The sequence below is a fragment of the Serratia sp. N21D137 genome, from assembly GCF_047530005.1.
Lineage (GTDB): Bacteria > Pseudomonadota > Gammaproteobacteria > Enterobacterales > Enterobacteriaceae > Chania > Chania fonticola_B.
This window is the reverse complement of sequence record NZ_JBLJAJ010000001.1, coordinates 138,689-156,154: the sequence shown is the minus strand read 5'-3', so window position 1 is coordinate 156,154 and position 17,466 is coordinate 138,689. Positions and strand designations below refer to the sequence as shown.

13 protein-coding genes are annotated in these 17,466 nt (G+C 54.1%); 7 read left to right on the top strand and 6 right to left on the bottom strand.

Going from position 1 to position 17,466, the window contains the following annotated elements:
• Window positions 1-54 precede the first annotated feature (54 nt).
• Both endA and ACMV5H_RS00700 read right to left on the bottom strand, forming a co-directional pair.
• Window positions 55-753 (bottom strand): deoxyribonuclease I, encoded by a 699-nt coding sequence (endA, locus tag ACMV5H_RS00705; protein ID WP_115159322.1) that lies wholly within the window; start codon window positions 751-753, stop codon window positions 55-57.
• A gap of 114 nt (window positions 754-867) precedes the next feature.
• Entirely contained in the window at window positions 868-1,368 is a 501-nt protein-coding gene (locus ACMV5H_RS00700) for a SprT family zinc-dependent metalloprotease (RefSeq protein ID WP_021806282.1), read from the bottom strand.
• Window positions 1,369-1,514: 146 nt separating this feature from the next.
• Here ACMV5H_RS00700 and ACMV5H_RS00695 point away from each other — a divergent pair, with 146 nt between their 5' ends.
• The 3 genes from ACMV5H_RS00695 (at window position 1,515) to ACMV5H_RS00685 (ending at window position 6,527) form a co-directional block, all read left to right on the top strand.
• Window positions 1,515-3,476 carry a peptidase U32 family protein gene (locus tag ACMV5H_RS00695; protein ID WP_414821302.1) on the top strand — a complete coding sequence of 654 codons (1,962 nt, stop codon included), beginning with the start codon at window positions 1,515-1,517 and terminating at the stop codon, window positions 3,474-3,476.
• Between the two features lie 354 nt (window positions 3,477-3,830).
• Entirely contained in the window at window positions 3,831-5,477 is a 1,647-nt protein-coding gene (gene fumA, locus ACMV5H_RS00690) for a class I fumarate hydratase FumA (RefSeq protein ID WP_021806280.1), read from the top strand.
• 159 nt (window positions 5,478-5,636) lie between these two features.
• Window positions 5,637-6,527 (top strand): helix-turn-helix domain-containing protein, encoded by an 891-nt coding sequence (locus ACMV5H_RS00685; RefSeq protein ID WP_115159320.1) that lies wholly within the window; start codon window positions 5,637-5,639, stop codon window positions 6,525-6,527.
• Between the two features lie 54 nt (window positions 6,528-6,581).
• Here ACMV5H_RS00685 and ACMV5H_RS00680 read toward each other — a convergent pair whose 3' ends face one another.
• The 3 genes from ACMV5H_RS00680 to ACMV5H_RS00670 form a co-directional block, all read right to left on the bottom strand.
• Window positions 6,582-7,976, bottom strand: coding sequence for a sugar porter family MFS transporter (locus ACMV5H_RS00680; RefSeq protein WP_037375723.1), 1,395 nt, complete (start codon window positions 7,974-7,976; stop codon window positions 6,582-6,584).
• A gap of 261 nt (window positions 7,977-8,237) precedes the next feature.
• Window positions 8,238-9,212 (bottom strand): XdhC family protein, encoded by a 975-nt coding sequence (locus tag ACMV5H_RS00675; protein ID WP_021806277.1) that lies wholly within the window; start codon window positions 9,210-9,212, stop codon window positions 8,238-8,240.
• Window positions 9,212-9,793 carry an NTP transferase domain-containing protein gene (locus ACMV5H_RS00670; RefSeq protein ID WP_021806276.1) on the bottom strand — a complete coding sequence of 194 codons (582 nt, stop codon included), beginning with the start codon at window positions 9,791-9,793 and terminating at the stop codon, window positions 9,212-9,214. Before ACMV5H_RS00670 ends, ACMV5H_RS00675 begins: the two co-directional genes overlap by 1 nt.
• Window positions 9,794-10,048: 255 nt before the next feature.
• On the opposite strand from ACMV5H_RS00670, the gene ACMV5H_RS00665 reads away from it, so the two are divergent.
• Genes ACMV5H_RS00665 through ACMV5H_RS00655 form a run of 3 tightly spaced genes read left to right on the top strand, consistent with a single transcriptional unit; the run spans window position 10,049 to window position 14,627 of the window.
• A complete protein-coding gene (locus ACMV5H_RS00665) occupies window positions 10,049-12,838 on the top strand; it encodes a xanthine dehydrogenase family protein molybdopterin-binding subunit (RefSeq protein ID WP_021806275.1) in 2,790 nt (929 codons plus the stop codon).
• Complete coding sequence (locus tag ACMV5H_RS00660; RefSeq protein WP_414821301.1) at window positions 12,835-13,386, top strand: (2Fe-2S)-binding protein; 552 nt, start codon at window positions 12,835-12,837, stop codon at window positions 13,384-13,386. The genes ACMV5H_RS00665 and ACMV5H_RS00660 overlap by 4 nt, the downstream gene beginning before the upstream one ends.
• Window positions 13,386-14,627, top strand: a complete 1,242-nt coding sequence (locus ACMV5H_RS00655; RefSeq protein ID WP_059201745.1) for a c-type cytochrome — start codon at window positions 13,386-13,388, stop codon at window positions 14,625-14,627. Before ACMV5H_RS00660 ends, ACMV5H_RS00655 begins: the two co-directional genes overlap by 1 nt.
• Window positions 14,628-14,682: 55 nt before the next feature.
• Here ACMV5H_RS00655 and ACMV5H_RS00650 read toward each other — a convergent pair whose 3' ends face one another.
• Window positions 14,683-16,062, bottom strand: coding sequence for an amino acid permease (locus ACMV5H_RS00650; protein ID WP_021806272.1), 1,380 nt, complete (start codon window positions 16,060-16,062; stop codon window positions 14,683-14,685).
• 606 nt (window positions 16,063-16,668) lie between these two features.
• Between ACMV5H_RS00650 and pdhR the strand changes: the two genes are divergently transcribed.
• The gene (gene pdhR, locus ACMV5H_RS00645) at window positions 16,669-17,433 is read left to right on the top strand and encodes a pyruvate dehydrogenase complex transcriptional repressor PdhR (protein WP_021179689.1); all 765 of its coding nucleotides are present in this window, start codon (window positions 16,669-16,671) and stop codon (window positions 17,431-17,433) included.
• The last annotated feature ends 33 nt before the right edge of the window (window positions 17,434-17,466 follow it).

Here is a 17,466-nt window from a genome sequence, read left to right as displayed (position 1 = left end):
CCTGGCTCAATGATACGGCGCTGCCGGAGGGCAGCGCGAAAGCACTATAGTAGGTCAGCCTTTTTGCTGCTGACAAGCCTGTTGAATATAAGGGTTGTGATTCCCTTGTACCATGGCGATGCGTGCTTCACGTCGACATTCCCAGGCGCTGACCGGATACAGGCGGTTCCAGGCTTCAAACAGCTGGGTTTGCTGGCGTGAAAGCGGCAACTGGTAGCGATCGCGCATGTAGAAGTAGGTGCGGGCAATGGCACCTCGCGCACGGGCAGGTGGCTCGGCCTGCTTGTTCTTGAAGTCTACCTTCATTTGACACTGTCCGTATTGCCCTTCGCCACCCCGCCACTGGCTGTACATAAAGTTATTGCGGTCACCATTCACTTCACCGATGGCGGGTTGCAGGTTGTGCAAGTCGATCTCTATCTGGCGATAAACCGGATCCTTGTTGCAGTTTTTACGCCCACCCTGTTGCCAGCACTGCAACTGATGGCCGAACTGCCAGGCCGGAACCACATGTTCCCACTCGATACGCTCGGCGCGTTGGGCATTTTTACGCACCTGATAGCCGCAGCTATCAAGATCGGGAACACCTTTCTTACCTTGCCAGTCGATCTTGCAGCCACAATAAAAGCTGCCTGGGGCATCCTGGTTGATTTTGGCGGCGGCAGCCTTGGCCTGGTTAAAGTTATTAATCCCCTTGGCTAGCGTGCCGCTAGAGGCCGTCAATACGACTAAAAATAAAATTTTGCGATGCATATTCCAAAACAGCTCAAAATTGGAAAGGCAGGCAGGGTAACGGAAGTCACCGACAGGTGCAAATCGAGATAATGGATTGTTTTAACTTATAAATATGATTGTTAACGGCTTTGATTAACCGGAAAATGTCAGCTTTTCACCACACTGGCGGCAGCGGTATTCGCTCTCGCCGCGCATCACCCGATTATGGCGGCGCAGGGTCAGCTGATGCTGCTGGCAATCGCAGCGGTAGGGAAAGGTTTTGCTTTGTACCGAGCGGGTCTCAAACTGGTGGGTACGGCTGGCGGGAACCTGCAATACGTTTTCCATCATCCAGCGCCATTCCCGGCCATGCGGCGGCACGCGGCCAAACTGGCGGAAGACCAGCAGATGAGCCAACTCATGGGGGACCACTTCGTCGATAAACGGCTGCTGGTTTTCCATCAGCAGCACCGGATTGAGGCGGATTTCCCAGGCTTGCAGCCAGGCGGTGCCCGCGCTGGTGCCGCGTTGCTGATACAAAATCTTGGGCTCTGGGAACTCGACGGCAAAATGCTGCCGCGCCAGCTGCAATTTGTCTCGCAGGCAGCGCATGACCGCCTGTTGCAGCGCAATGGGGATTCTTACTCTGTTCATAGTGACGCTAGCTTAAGCAATGGCGTGTCGGCTGGCAACGGGGGCAGTAGGGAAAAGTATATGGTCTACCGTTATGCAAAGCTTGTATGTACGATGTTTGTGTCTAAAATAGCGGCGATTTCACACTTACCCTAACGGCGATACTCATGCTTTTATCTAACCAGATTGAATTACTCAGTCCCGCCCGCGATGCAGGTATTGCCCGTGAGGCTATTTTGCACGGGGCTGATGCGGTCTATATCGGTGGCCCAGGCTTCGGCGCCCGTCACAATGCTGGCAACAGCTTGAGCGATATCGCCGGGCTGGTTGAATTTGCCCGCCGTTACCGGGCCAAAGTGTTCATCGCCCTCAACACCATTTTGCATGACGACGAGCTGGAGCCGGCACGCCGCTTGATCCATCAACTGTATGACGCCGGAGTTGATGCGCTTATCGTGCAAGATATGGGGATCCTGGAACTGGATATTCCGCCAATTGAGCTGCATGCCAGCACCCAGACCGACATTCGTAGCGTAGAGAAGGCTCGTTTCCTGTCCGATGCCGGTTTCTCCCAGCTGGTATTGGCGCGTGAGCTGAATCTCAGTCAGATAAAAGCTATCAGTGACAACGTCGACGCTGCCGTCGAATTTTTCATCCATGGTGCGTTGTGCGTGGCCTTCTCCGGCCAGTGTTACATTTCCCATGCTCAGACCGGACGCAGTGCCAACCGTGGCGATTGTTCGCAGGCGTGCCGGCTTCCCTACACCCTGAAAGATGATCAGGGGCGAGTAGTAGCGTATGAAAAGCATCTGCTGTCGATGAAAGATAACGATCAAAGCCGCAACCTGACGGCGCTGATCGACGCCGGTGTTCGCTCATTCAAGATTGAAGGGCGCTATAAGGACATGAGCTATGTGAAAAACATCACTGCGTACTATCGTCAGCACCTGGATGCCATTCTCAACGATCGTTCCGATCTGGTGACAGCATCGTCAGGCCGCACGGAACACTTCTTTATTCCGTCGCCGGATAAAACCTTCCACCGTGGCAGTACCGATTACTTCGTCAACCAACGCCAGATGGATATTGGTGCCTTTGACTCACCCAAGTTCATTGGCCTGCCTATAGGAGAGGTGCTAAAGGTGGGTAAAGATCATCTGGACGTGGAAGTAAAAGAATCGCTGACCAATGGCGATGGACTTAACGTGCTGATCAAGCGCGATATCGTCGGCTTCCGTGCCAATAAGACAGAGAAAATTGCCAAAGGGCGCTACCGGGTTTGGCCTAACGAAATGCCGGCAGATCTGCATAAGCTGCGTCCACAGCATCCGCTTAATCGCAACCTCGATCACAACTGGCAACAGGCGTTGCTAAAAACTTCGGCGGAACGCCGCATCGCCGTCGATATTCTGCTGACACAAAGCAGCGACGGAGTGACGCTGACCCTGATCAGCGAAGAGGGCATCAGCGTCAGCCATACGCTGCAGGGCGAATTCGCCGCCGCCAACCAGCCGGAAAAAGCGCTTGTCACACTGCGTGACGGATTGAGCAAACTGGGACAAACCCTTTATTACCCGCGTGACGTTCATCTTGATCTGCCGGTGCCTTGCTTCATACCCAACAGCCAGGTCAACCAACTGCGCCGCGATGCGGTGGAAGCGCTGGACGCCGCACGCCTGGCGCTAAACGAACGCGGTGGCCGCAAACCGGTTTCCGTGCCGCCGCCGGTTTATCCGGAAACGCACCTGACGTTTCTTGCCAATGTTTATAACCACAAGGCGCGCGAGTTTTACCAGCGTTATGGTGTCACGTTGATTGATGCCGCCTACGAGGCACACCAAGAAAAAGGGGATGTGCCGGTGATGATCACTAAGCACTGCCTGCGCTTCGCCTTCAACCTCTGCCCTAAACAGGCCAAGGGTGTACAGGGTGTGAAGGGGCGGGCATCGCCGATGCAGTTGGTGCATCAGGGTGAGGCGTTGACGTTGAAGTTTGACTGCAAGCCGTGTGAGATGCATGTGATTGGGAAGATCAAAAATCATATTTTGCGGATGCCGGTGCCGGGGAGTGTGGCAGGGGGGATCTCGGTAGAGGAGCTAATGGCGACGTTACCAGGGAAGAAAAAATAGCCTAGGTGATGAATGAAAACGGCTTGGTGTGGAAACGGGGCCGTAAGGAAATCGTTGCAATGCTATTTTCCTACAATGATAAGCCGATCGACTCACATTGATTGTAATCATTGTGTTAACTGCGGGATAATAATCCGTGCATGATGAGTCTGTACCCGCAGTTCTCACCGGATGAGGTCAGAAAAACAACGCCAGCGTTAAGTCCCTACGTTAATAGAGGTTATTTTGCGATTTGGCGCAATAACTGACTACCTAAAAATACGTAAGGTGTGGGGAGTTTTTTTGACGCAGCGCGCCCCGAGCACGCTGGGTAAGTGTGAATTTAACGCAGCTGATGTTGCAAGTGAGAGATCAATGTCGAATAAACCGTTCCATTATCAAGATCCGTTCCCGCTGAAGAAAGACGATACCGAATACTATCTGCTAAGCCGTGACCACGTTTCCGTCGGCGAATTTGCCGGCCAGGAAGTCCTCAAGGTTGACCCACAAGCCCTGACTCTGCTCGCCCAGCACGCCTTCCACGACGCCTCGTTCATGTTGCGCCCTGCGCATCAGCAGCAGGTGGCGGATATCCTCAATGACCCCGATGCCAGTGAGAACGACAAGTACGTTGCGCTGCAATTTTTGCGTAACTCAGAAATCGCCGCCAAGGGTATTTTGCCAACCTGCCAGGATACCGGCACGGCGATCATCATGGGTAAAAAAGGCCAGCGCGTCTGGACCGGAGGCGGGGACGAAGAAGCCTTGTCGCGTGGGGTATACAACACCTTTATCGAAGACAACCTGCGCTATTCGCAAAACGCCGCGCTGGATATGTATCGGGAGGTCAATACCGGCAGCAACTTACCTGCGCAGATCGATCTCTACAGCGTGGATGGTGACGAGTATAAATTCCTGTGCATCGCCAAGGGCGGTGGTTCGGCCAACAAAACCTATCTGTATCAGGAAACCAAAGCGCTGCTGTCCCCAGGTAAGTTGAAAGACTATCTGGTCGACAAGATGCGTACTCTGGGCACCGCGGCCTGTCCACCATACCACGTGGCCTTTGTGATTGGCGGCACTTCGGCGGAAGCTACGCTGAAGACCGTGAAGCTGGCTTCAACCAAATATTATGATGAGCTGCCAACCGAAGGCAACGAACACGGCCAGGCGTTCCGCGATGTGGCGCTGGAAGAGGAACTGCTGAAAGAAGCCCAGAATTTGGGGCTGGGTGCACAGTTTGGCGGCAAATACTTTGCCCACGATGTGCGCGTAGTGCGTTTGCCACGCCATGGCGCTTCTTGCCCGGTGGGGATGGGGGTTTCCTGCTCCGCCGACCGTAATATCAAAGGTAAGATCAACCGTGAGGGGATCTGGCTGGAGAAACTGGAACATAACCCAGGTAAATTTATCCCACAGGAACTGCGCCGCGCGGGTGAAGGGGAAGCGATCAAGGTGGACCTGAACCGCCCGATGGCCGAAATCCTCAAGCAGCTGTCACAGTATCCGGTCTCTACCCGCCTTTCCCTGAGCGGCACCATCATCGTTGGGCGTGATATTGCCCATGCCAAGCTGAAAGAGCGCCTGGATCGTGGAGAAGGTTTGCCGCAGTACGTGAAAGATCACCCGATCTATTACGCGGGCCCGGCCAAAACGCCAGAAGGTTATGCTTCGGGTTCTCTGGGGCCAACCACGGCAGGGCGCATGGACTCCTATGTCGATCTGCTGCAGTCACACGGCGGCAGCATGATCATGCTGGCCAAAGGTAACCGCAGCCAGCAGGTGACGGATGCCTGCCATAAGCACGGCGGATTCTATCTTGGCAGCATTGGTGGCCCGGCTGCGGTGCTGGCACAGCAGAGTATCAAGAGCCTGGAGTGCGTGGAATATCCTGAACTGGGTATGGAAGCGATCTGGAAAATCGAAGTGGAAGATTTCCCGGCCTTTATTCTGGTGGATGACAAAGGGAATGATTTCTTCCAGAAGATCCAGGAATCTCAATGTACGCGCTGTGTGAAGTAATCTGATTGATAGCCGCCCCTGGTGGGCGGCTTTTCTGTGAGTAACAAGCTGCGATGTTTGTTATGAATTCGTCAGCCTTTGTAAAATAGTGTCGTCGCTTTGGACGCTCTAAATAAATCTGTATACCATTGCCGTGGACAATTTTGGCTAGGAAAAGTAATGGTGACGCAGGAAACGCATATCAAAGAGTTACTGGTCTGGATAGAAAACAACCTACGCAACCCACTATCACTGGATATTGTTTGCGAAAAATCCGGCTACTCGAAATGGTATCTGCAGCGCATGTTTCGCAAACAGACCAACCTGCCACTTGCTGCTTATATCCGCGCCCGTCGCCTCTATCTGGCGGCCTTCTCATTACGCTTTACGCAGAAAAGCATTCTGGATATTTCGTTGGAGTATCAGTTCGATTCCCAACAGACATTCTCACGCTGTTTCAAAAAACATTTCTCTGTCACACCTAGCGCCTACCGTAAGGCCCAAAATTGTGACTTCAGCCATCTGGTGCAATCGCTGTCGCTAAATCAACCTAGCGATATCTCTATTGACTATGTTGAGGTTAAACCAGACAGCTACTCGCTAGTCGGTCAGTATTATTCTTATCACATCGAGATTGAACAGTTGGGCGAATCCCACGCGGCAATTCGTGATGGAATAAAGGATCGTTTTTGTGATGAGTTTAAATTAAATCCAGACAAACTTTATGCGCTAACCAATTTTACGCCCGATGGTGAGCGGGTGAAGGTCGACTATTTTGTGGCGGTTGATAAAGCTATCGCCCAGGGTAAATCGTTGCTGGAACTACCGGAAATCAGCGGCGGTTATTGCCGCTTCCACTATGCTGGCAAACCGGTGGCCCTTCACGAGCATATCGCCAGCGTTTATACCAAACTTCTGCCGCAGTTTAATCTGGTACGCCGGGAAGGGTACGATATCGCGCAGCATAGCTACTCGCTCGATAGCGATGAAGAGCTGTACCTGGAATATGAGTATCTAATCCCGATTGTGCCAGACAAAGCCTTCGCAGAGAAAACCAGCCCAAGCTCCTGATTGCCGTTGCGGATGTAAATACCGCCCGAAACGGGCGGTAATCAAAGACCTCGATCAGTGTGAACCAATCTCCCGTAGCGGTTTCCCAGTCATCAAATTTCGCTCGATATGTTCCAGAGAGATATTTTTGGTTTCAGGTATCAGGGCAATAGTAATGAAGATAAATATCAGGTTCAGTCCGGCATAGATCCAGAAGGTATTTGCGCTGCCCAGGTTGTTGAGCATCGTCAGGAAGGTGGCCCCCACGATCATGTTGGCGATCCAGTTTACCGTCGTTGAGCAGGTGATACCGAAATCACGGCCTTTAAGCGGTTGGATCTCTGAACACAATACCCAAATCAGCGGGCCGGCACTCATGGCAAAACCGACAATAAACATCAGCAACATCAGTATCGCGAAGTATTGAGCCGCAGGCGTATCCATGCCGATATTCATCATGGTACCCAATGTCCCCATGCCGATGGCCATCACCAGGAAGCCCAGCTTCAGCGTAGGTTTACGGCCCCAACGGTCCACCAGGCCGATGGCTATAAAGGTTGCCAGCACGTTGACTAAACCGACGATCACCGTTCCCCACATTTGTTGCGCAGTACTGGCAAAACCGGCCAGATCGAAAATTTTCGGCGCGTAATACATAATGACATTCATGCCGGTAAACTGCTGCATGACCTGAAGTAATACGCCAAGATAGACTGCGCGGCGGAAATTCTTGTTGTCTTTGAATAGTGCCCAGCCGCTTTGCTTTATTTTCAGGCTTTCACGGATCTCATCGAGTTCGGCCTTCGCCTGATCAGTAGTATCTCGCAGCATTTCCAGCACTTTCCTGGCTTCTGCATCACGGCCACGTGATGCTAACCAGCGGGGGCTGCGGGGCAGGAAGAACACGCCAACGAACAGCAACAAAGCCGGAAGGGTGATAATACCCAGCATCCAGCGCCATGAACCGCTGTAGCTGAAAGCCGTATCGGACAGATAAGCCCCCAGGATCCCTATCGTAATCATTAACTGGTACATGGAAATCATGCTACCGCGAATGCGCTCAGGCGCGATTTCAGAAAGGTACAGCGGAGCAGTGAAGGATGCGATGCCCACTGCCAGGCCGAGCAGAACGCGGGAAACCAGCAGCACCTCGTTGTTAGGGGCGAAAGCAGAGCAAAGCGAGCCAATGACAAACAGCACGGCGCCAATCATCAGGCTGTATTTGCGCCCCAGCCGGTAAGAGAGCCAGCCACTGCCGACAGCGCCAACCGCTGCGCCGAACATCATTGAGCTCACCACCCATTCTTGTTGCTGGGAAGTGATTTGGAACTCATGAGCAATAAAAGGTAATGCTCCGGCGATCACGCCGATATCCAGTCCAAACAATAAGCCTGCCAGTGCTGCCAGAAAACAGACAAAGAAGGTCATTTGGGCATTCGATCTGCCTTTACTTGTTGATGATGTACTCATAACGGCCTCGGTTAACCAAAGAGATGATTCGTTAGTAGGCTATGTTATTGGTCTGGGTGATGATTTAACGTGCTATCGATCACACTCGGTGTAATCGATTACACTTGAATTAGTTTATTGGTTCACATTTAACATCATGAATATGACATGTTAAACCATGGTTTAAGGTTGTCTGTTGGGCTTTTTATGTCTATTTGTGTAATCGCTTTCATTTTTGGGTGGCTAATGATTTGTCATAGCCGGAGGGATCGCGCCAGGTACTCAAATGGGTTGGCGGAGCTGGTTCTTCTGCTGCACGATATCGGCCATCACAGCCAGTGCGATCTCCGCCGGGGTTTTACTGCCGAGCGGCAGGCCGATCGGCGCATGGATGCGGCCGAGTTCCTGCGGGCTGAATTCGGCGATCTGTTGCAGTCGCTGGCGGCGGCGATCGCTGTTCCGTTGGGAACCCATCGCGCCGATGTAAAACGCCGGGGTGTAGATCGCCTCCATCAGGGTTAAATCATCCATACGCGGATCGTGGGTCAGCGCCACAATCGCGGTGTTGGCGTGGCAACCGCCTGCCTCAATGAATTTGGCCGGGAACTGGCGCAGCAAGGTGATATGCGGTTTGAGCTGCGTGGCGAAGTTTTCCAACGCTTCCGGGCGGTTTTCGCATACCAACACTTCAAAGCCGAGTGCGCTGGCAAAGTCGGCGCAATACAGCGCCACGCTGGAAAGCCCGGCAATCAGCAACCGAGGAGCGGCGGCGATGTGCAACTGGATCTCCTGTTGGTTGCGCACGACCTGGGTTGCGCTGGCAAAGCTGGTGGTTTCCAGTGCGCTACAGGCATTGGGCAAGGTCAGGTGTTTGATCAGGGCATGATGGCCAGCCAATGCCTCGGCGATATTGCGCAAGTAGCTAATGCTGGCAGGGCCTGCGGGCAGATGCTCGATCAATACGTCCAGCACGCCACCGCAGGGCAGCGCCACGCTGGGGGTTAGCCCGCCAGCGCCGTAGCGGATCACCTGGCTGGCGGCTTGATATTCTCCCTCCGCCAGACGGCGCAAAAAGTCCTCTTCCACGCAGCCACCGGATAACGATCCACAATAGTGTCCGTCGCGGGTCGCCACCATCAACGCGCCAGGTGAACGTGGTGATGAGCCATAAGTGTTCAATACGGTACACAGCCATACCGGCTGCTGTTCCAGCCAGTTGATGGCTTGGCTGACTACGGTGATATCAAGATGCTGCATTAATTAACGGACTCGTTGGCCACTAGCTGAGAAGGGAGATCGATATCTTGCACGATGCTCGGTTTATCGAGATGGAGCAGGTAGACCTGCCCGTGACTGCTTAGCAGTTCCCGCGCACCATTATCGCCACGTAACGCACACAGTTGTTTGCGCAAAATGGCGGTGAAACCCACCGGGTGCCCGGGCTGTTGTTGGAAACAGGGGCGTACGATGTCGTGTTGGCTAAGGGCTGCGGCAACCTGTACAAAGATCTGCGTTGAAACAAAAGGCATATCCGCCAAATGGATCAGCCAGCCGTCCCAGTCTGCCGTTGCGGCTACTCCGGCAGCAATTGACTCACCCAGACCACCGCTGGCCAGTAAGGTGCAGGGAACCTGATGCGCGGCACACACCTGTTGCACCGGCAGGTTTTCTGGCCGGGTGACGACCTGCACCGGTAAGCCGGAGGCTAGCGCCTGTTGCAGCGTATGTTCAAACACCGTTTTACCCTGCAATAGGGCATTCAGTTTGTTGCCACTGCCACCGGCCTGAATAAAACGCTCACCCCGCCCGGCGGCGGTAATTACGATACCTGTCGTCATCTTTTCTGCCCGCGTTTGCGCAAATCAGCCACACTATAGAGGCATTATATATTTCCAAGTGTTTCATTTTATGAAAACAAAATGTTAATGCTCACATAATTTTGGTTATAAGCTTATGATTATAACGTCTTCGGCAAGGTTACCCGCGGTTGCGCAACAAAACCGATAAAAAACGACTTACCTCCATCCTTCTGGGTACGGCGCTAATGCCTGCATCTGGATACCAGGGGTAAATAAGAACGTAAAGGATATTTTATGAGCAATTTCAACCCGTCACGACGCCGCTTTATCAAAGGTGCCGTGATAGCGGGGGTGTCTGTCTACCTCGCGCCTCTTTACAGCCGCGCCTATGCCGCGTTGTTTGAGCAAAAGATCCTGCAATCGCCCAACTGGGATGCGCAGACTAAACGCATTCGCTACCGTATAGATGGTCGCTCCAAGGTCATGGGCCAGAAAGTGTTTGCCCGTGATATTCGTGCCGTTGATATGCCGCATTGGCCGCAGCAGCAGGCTCATGCCTTTATTCTGCGCGCCACTAAAGCCGATCGTCTGTTTACTGGCATCGATCTCTCCTTGCTGGGTGACGATCTGCAACCGGATCGGATAGTAACGGCGGAAGATCTTGAGCGTGACGGTTTGGCCTTCCCGGCGTTTTATGGCGATGACATGCTGCTGCCTACAGGGAAAACCCCAGCCTATCTCGGCCATGCGGTGGCAATCCTGATTTATCATGATTTTGCTCGTTTCCGCTTTGCCAAAGACAAGCTGAAATTCCACGACGAAGTGATCCAGTATGGTACTGAAACCGGCCCGTTACAGCGCGATCCTTGGGGCAGCTTCCGCTACGTGCGCGTCGGGGGCGAACAGCCATTCGATGACGATCGCTTCTCCAGCCTGAAAGACACCCCTATCTTCCCGCTGTCAATGCGCAGACATTTGCCGGTGTGGCCGGAAGGGCGTGAGGGCGGCAAGCTGGATCAGGAAGGCATGTATTACGCCGGGATGATTGCCGATCAGCTGCAAACCCCACCCCAGGACTGGTTGGTAATGTCACGCCGCTATACCACACAATCTGTTGATACTTCGGCCTTGGAGCCAGACAACGCCAACGGCTGGTTTGATACCGCCAGCCAGACCTTGCATCTGGTGATCCCGACCCAGTCCCCACAGGAGGTGGCGGACGAAATGCCACGCATGTTGGCCAAACGTCATCAGCCGGTCAAACAGCTGATCCTGCACCCTTGTTACACCGTGGGCTACGGCTCAAAAGATCACTATAACTTCCCGTATTACGGTGCGGTTGCCGCGCTGTACGGTGACGGGCTACCGGTACGGCTGGCTAATGACCGCTATGAGCAGTTCCAGACCTCGATCAAGCGCCATGCCTTCGATATGGATTACCGCATTGCGGTAGACAAGCAGACGGGCATATTGCAGGCCTTCCAAGGGGCGATGACCGCCGACGGTGGTGGGCGCTGTAACTTTACGCCATCGGTGGTGATGGTTGGCGCGACGGCGGCACAGTCGATTTACTACTTCCCGAAAAGCGATCTTTCCTCTGTCGGGTTGGCCTCTCGTGCCATTGATGCGGGTTCCGCACGTGGCTACGGCACATTGCAAAGCATGGCCGCTACCGAGATGATGATGGATGAATTGGCACAAGAGCTGAAGCTCGATCCGATCGAATTTCGTTTGCGCAACGTGCTTAAGTCCGGCATGAAAAATACCCAGGGGGCGATCCCGGCAGGAGCCATTCGCGCCGATGAAGTGCTGGTAAAAGCCTCACAGCATGAGATGTGGCGCAAACGCGCCGAACGCAAGGCCGAGTTTGAGAGCCAATATCCCGGTAAGCGTTATGGCGTGGGTTTTGGGTGCGTGCAGAAAGACTTTGGCACTGGAGCCGAAACTTCCTTTGCTCGTGTGGAGTTCAGCGAGGACGGGCGTATCTCGCTGTATCACAGCGGGGCAGAAATGGGCACCGGCATGTCAACGTCGCAGTCGGTGCTATGTGCACAATGGCTGGGTAAACCGGCGGATGAGGCTCATTTCTCGGTGACCGATTGGTCCCTGTTGCCGATGGTGACCAGCGGCGATCCCTACACGATGTCGCAGGATGAGCAGGACAAGCTGCAAACCAATCCGAACTGGACGCCAAGCTACTGCTCACCTTCCAGCGCCAGCAACTCCGCTTACTATTTCTCGCACAGCACGCGCGAAGCGGCCCGGTTGGTGTTTGAACAGGGGCTGTGGCCTGCCGCGCTATCTATCTGGCAGTCTGGCATTGGTGGCGGCCAGGCGGCACCGCTGGTGGTGCGTAAAGAAGATGCTCGCTGGGTCGAGGGGGGGCTGACAGCGGCCGGTATGCAGATATTGCCGTTTGAGCTGTTGGCGAAGAAAGCCTATCAGATGGGCAACCTGACTGGCGCAGTGGTGCACGTCTTCAACCGCTGGCAGTGGGCTGAAGCGGACTTCAAGCTGAATAATCGCAGCGAGCGCCTGCCTGTCGACGGTTTGTCGCTACGCATTGGCAACGGCGAATTCAGCACTCTGGCACGTGAGCAGGTTTATTACCCGCCAACCCAACGTAATAACGCAGCTGTGACCTATTACAGCGCCGTGGGTACGCTGGTAGAAGTGGCGGTAGATATCGCTACCGGCAAGGTTGAACTGCTAAATCATCATTCGATTATGGAGTGTGGCAACCTGATCGTGCCTGAGCTGGTTTCCGGCCAGCTACAGGGCGGTTTGGCGATGGGGATCGGCCATGCGCTGCATGAGTATTTACCGCTGTACGAAGATGGGCCGGGTAACGGCACCTGGAACTTTAACCGTTACCATTTGCCGCGTGCCAGCGATGTGGCTGTCTGGAAACAGACCGGTGACATCCTTCCTGCGCTCTCGGAAACCGATCCGCCGAAAGGGATGGCGGAAGTGGTCATGATCCCTGTGGTTGCCGCATTGGTTAACGCCATTGCCCACGCCACCGGTCATCGGTTCCGTGATTTGCCTGTTCGTGCCGAAAATATTCTTGAGGTGTTACCATGAGCATTAAAACCCAACCCATTACCCTGACCATTAACGGCAAACAATATGGTCCCATCGAGGTACCTGAAGGGCTGATGATGATCGATTTTCTGCATGAATATCTCGATCTGACCGGCTCACGTCTCGGCTGCGGGCAGGGTATCTGCCACGCCTGCGTGGCGATCCTCGACCATCCAAGCGGCACCAGCGAAGAAATCCGTACCTGTATCACCGGCGCTCACTTTTTCAATGGCAAACAGGTACGCACCATCGAAGGCGTTGCGCAGGTGGATAATCAGAGCGAAGTGGTTGAACTCTCGCCGATCCAGCAGTCGTTCCTCGATCACTACAGCTTCCAGTGTGGCTATTGCACGCCGGGCTTTGTCAATGCGGCCACCATCTTTGTCGAGAAGCTCAAGCGTGAGCCAATTCCGCGCGATCGGTTGGAAGGCGCGATTGAGCAGGCGTTGGAAAACCATATCTGCCGTTGCACCGGCTATGTCCGTTATTACGAGGCGGTGCGTGACGTGGTGTTGAAAACCCCAGGCCTGCTGAAGGAGACGGCGTAATGAAAAAACGTCTCGCATTGTTGATTGTGCTGATAGCGGCGATTGTCATCGCCGTGCTGTGGTGGCGAGAAAACCGCAGCTACGACGGCCCAGTCCAGCAGGTTACCGCCAGCAGCGAACAAATTGCCCGTGGGCGTTATCTGACGCAGGCTGCCGACTGTGCTGCCTGCCATACTGCCGCTGGTGGGGCACCGCTGGCGGGAGGCTATCCGCTGGATACTCCATTCGGCACCATTTATGGTAGCAACCTGACGCCTTCTGCCGATCAGGGTATTGGCCGCTGGACCAAGGATGATTTCTTCCTGGCGTTGACGCAGGGGGTGGCTCCGGGTGGCCGCCATCTGTATCCGGCGATGCCTTATACCTCCTACAAAGGCATTTCGCGCGAAGATGCGGATGCTATTTATGCCTATCTGATGTCGCGCCCTGCGGTGGACGTAGCCATTCCAGCCAACGATATGCCGTTCCCGTTCAACCAGCGGATGGCGCTGATCGGTTGGAATTTGCTGTTCCGCAACAGCGATCCGTTACCGGCCAGCTCGCAGGGGAGCTCCGCCGAATGGCAGCGTGGGCGTTACCTGTCTGACGTGCTTGGCCACTGTGGCGAATGTCATACGCCACGGGGCATGCTGGGGCAGATGGAAGTGAACAAGCCGATGCAGGGTGGCGATCTGGGGCGGTTTATCGCGCCGGATATTACGCCACAGGCTTTGGCTCAGCGCGGTTGGACGCCAGAGGATCTGAGCCGTTTCCTCAGCACCGGGTTAGCGCCGCAGGGCTCGGCGTTTAGCGAAATGCACATGGTGGTCGATCTCAGCACTCGTCATCTGACGCCGGAAGATCATCGGGCGTTGGTGACCTACCTGATGGGCGATAAGCCACCGCAGCCTGTTGCCGTTAAAATCGGGCAGGGCAGTGATGCCGGGCGTATCACCTATCTCGACCAGTGTTCCGCCTGCCATGAGCGTGATGGTGCAGGTATACCGCATGTTGCGGTAGCGATGCGTGATAACGCCACGCTGCGCCAACCGGACGGCAAGAACCTGATCGTATCGGTGCTGGATGGGCTACCAGCACAGCAGTTCCCCGGTAACGAAAGTATGCAGAGCATGCCGGGCTTTGCCGATCGTCTGGACGATGCGCAAATTGCCGAACTGGTGAATTACCTGCGTGTCACCTGGGGCGGGCTGCCGGCGGATATCACCGCCGAGCAGGTGAAGGCACTGCGTAAAGCCCATTAATGATGAAGAAAAACAATAGGCCCGCGTGCGGGCCTATTGAGCGTCAACAATGATATCAGTGGGTATTGGTGGCGCTTACAGCACGTTGGCCACGCTGCTTGATGAAGTAACCGATGCCGAGAATGACGAGCCATACCGGGATCAGCAGCACGGAAATCTGGATCCCTGGTGTCAGATACATGATCACCAGAATACCGGCCAAAAAGGCCAGGCACAGATAGTTGCTGAACGGATACCAGAAGGCCTTGAACTTCGGCTCGACGCCTTCATGGTTTTTCGCCTTGCGGAATTTCAGGTGTGCCAGGCTGATCATCGCCCAGTTGATCACCAGGGCAGACACCACCAGCGCCATCAGTAATTCAAAGGCACGGCCTGGGATCAGGTAGTTGATCAACACGCACAGCGCAGTTGCCAACGCAGAGAAACCGATGGCAACTACCGGCACACCGCGGCTATCCACTTTCAGCAGGGCTTTCGGGCCATTACCTTGTTTGGCCAAGCCGTACAGCATGCGGCTGTTGCAATAGACGCAGCTGTTGTAGACCGACAGCGCAGCCGTCAGGACCACGATATTAAGCACCGTTGCGACCATATTGCTGTTCAGCGCATGGAAGATCAGCACGAACGGGCTGCCACCTTCGACTACTTTTCCCCACGGATAGAGTGACAGCAGAATAGTCAGCGAGCCGATATAGAACAGCAGGATGCGGTAGATCACCTGGTTGGTGGCTTTCGGGATGCTTTTTTCCGGGTTATCGGCTTCGGCGGCGGTAATACCCACCAGTTCCAATCCACCGAAGGAGAACATGATCACCGCCATCGCCATGAGCAGCCCCATGGTGCCATTCGGGAAGAAACCGCCCTGCGCCCACAGGTTGGTGACGCTGGCTTCCGGGCCGCCCAGGCCGCTGAACAGCAGGTAGGCACCAAAGGCGATCATGCCAATGATAGCGACCACTTTGATGATGGCGAACCAGAACTCCATTTCACCATAGACCTTCACACTCGACAGGTTGATGGCGTTGATGGCCAGGAAGAACACGGCAGCGGAGATCCAGGTTGGGATACCCGGCCACCAGTACTGCACGTAAATACCTACCGCGGTCAGTTCTGCCATGGCAACCAGCACGTACAGCACCCAGTAGTTCCAGCCGGAGGCGAAACCGGCGAAGTTCCCCCAGTATTTATAGGCGAAGTGGCTAAACGATCCGGCCACCGGCTCCTCTACCACCATTTCACCCAGTTGACGCATGATCAGGAAGGCAATAAAACCGCCAATTGCATAACCAAGGATGACCGACGGGCCGGCCATTTTTATTGTTTGAGCGATACCGAGGAACAGGCCGGTACCTATTGCGCCACCTAAGGCGATCAGCTGGATATGGCGGTTTTTCAGGCCGCGCTTCAGCTGGTCGCCATGCTGTTGACCATCCATCAATGAAACCCTCTGTGCTGACATAATGCTCATTACCGTAAAGTAATGATTACGATGTGTGTTGTTTTTTGTTTACGACGTTATAGCTATAAATTCCACGGCGTCGCTACCGTTTGGCAGAGAATAATGGTATGTGCGAAAGTTTGCACCTGCTTTGTTGTTTGAATGATTAAGATTGCAGCAGTTTAGGCAACAAAATGCGGGTTGTGTGACGAGCGGGGGGATTGCGTGCACGAAATAAGCAATAACTCACAGAATTGGCAAAAATAATCGCCATTGTTGTTATTTTTTTGTTAACGATGCGGGGCTCGGTAAGCGGTTGTAAAGCGAAAATAACCCTTAATCTCCTTGCCATATAACCCGGGCATTGTTCTAACCAGAGGTTTCACAAAAGTTAAATTCGGCGGCTACCTCGTAAATGGTATTACCAACGCTGAGTTGCCGGTTTGCAAAGGCTTATGGATTGAAGTGTTAAAATGTGCGGCATTCATGATTTCGATCAAGGCCCATATGGACAGCAGGTGAATACTTTGTTACTTTACCGTCACGTTTTTGAAATTGGTATTACCAATTGACTCCGGGCACTTCGCAGAGAAGAAATCACCCATGGCCTACAGCAAAATCCGCCAACCCAAGTTGTCAGATGTTATCGAGCAGCAGCTCGAATACCTGATCCTCGAGGGTACGCTACGTCCAGGCGAAAAGCTGCCTCCAGAGCGCGAGTTGGCGAAACAGTTTGATGTTTCCCGTCCTTCTCTGAGAGAGGCAATTCAGCGTCTGGAAGCTAAAGGGCTGCTCCTGCGTCGCCAGGGAGGCGGCACCTTTGTACAAACTAATCTGTGGCAGAGCTTCAGCGATCCGCTGGCTGAGCTGCTGGCCGATCATCCTGAATCACAATTCGATCTGCTCGAAACCCGTCATGCTCTCGAAGGTATCGCTGCCTATTATGCGGCGTTGCGTGGGACTGACGAAGATCTGGCGCGCATCCGCGACTGCCATCATGTGATCCAGCAAGCTCAGGACAGTGGCGATCTAGACGCCGAAGCCGACGCGGTCATGCAATACCAAATTGCCGTGACCGAGGCTGCCCACAACGTTGTGTTACTCCATCTGCTGCGCTGTATGGGCCCGATGCTGGAACAGAACGTTCGTCAGAACTTTGAATTGCTCTACTCGCGCCGTGAGATGTTGGCAACAGTGAGTAGCCATCGCGCCGGGATCTTTGAGGCGATTGTGGCACGCGAACCTGAAAAGGCCCGTGAAGCCTCGCACCGCCATTTGGCGTTTATCGAGGAAATTTTGCTGGATCTCAGCAGAGAACACACCCGGCGTGATCGATCGCTGCGGCGTCTCCAGCAACGCAAGGATTAAGAGTGGTTCTCTTCAAGGCACACCAGCTTGTAG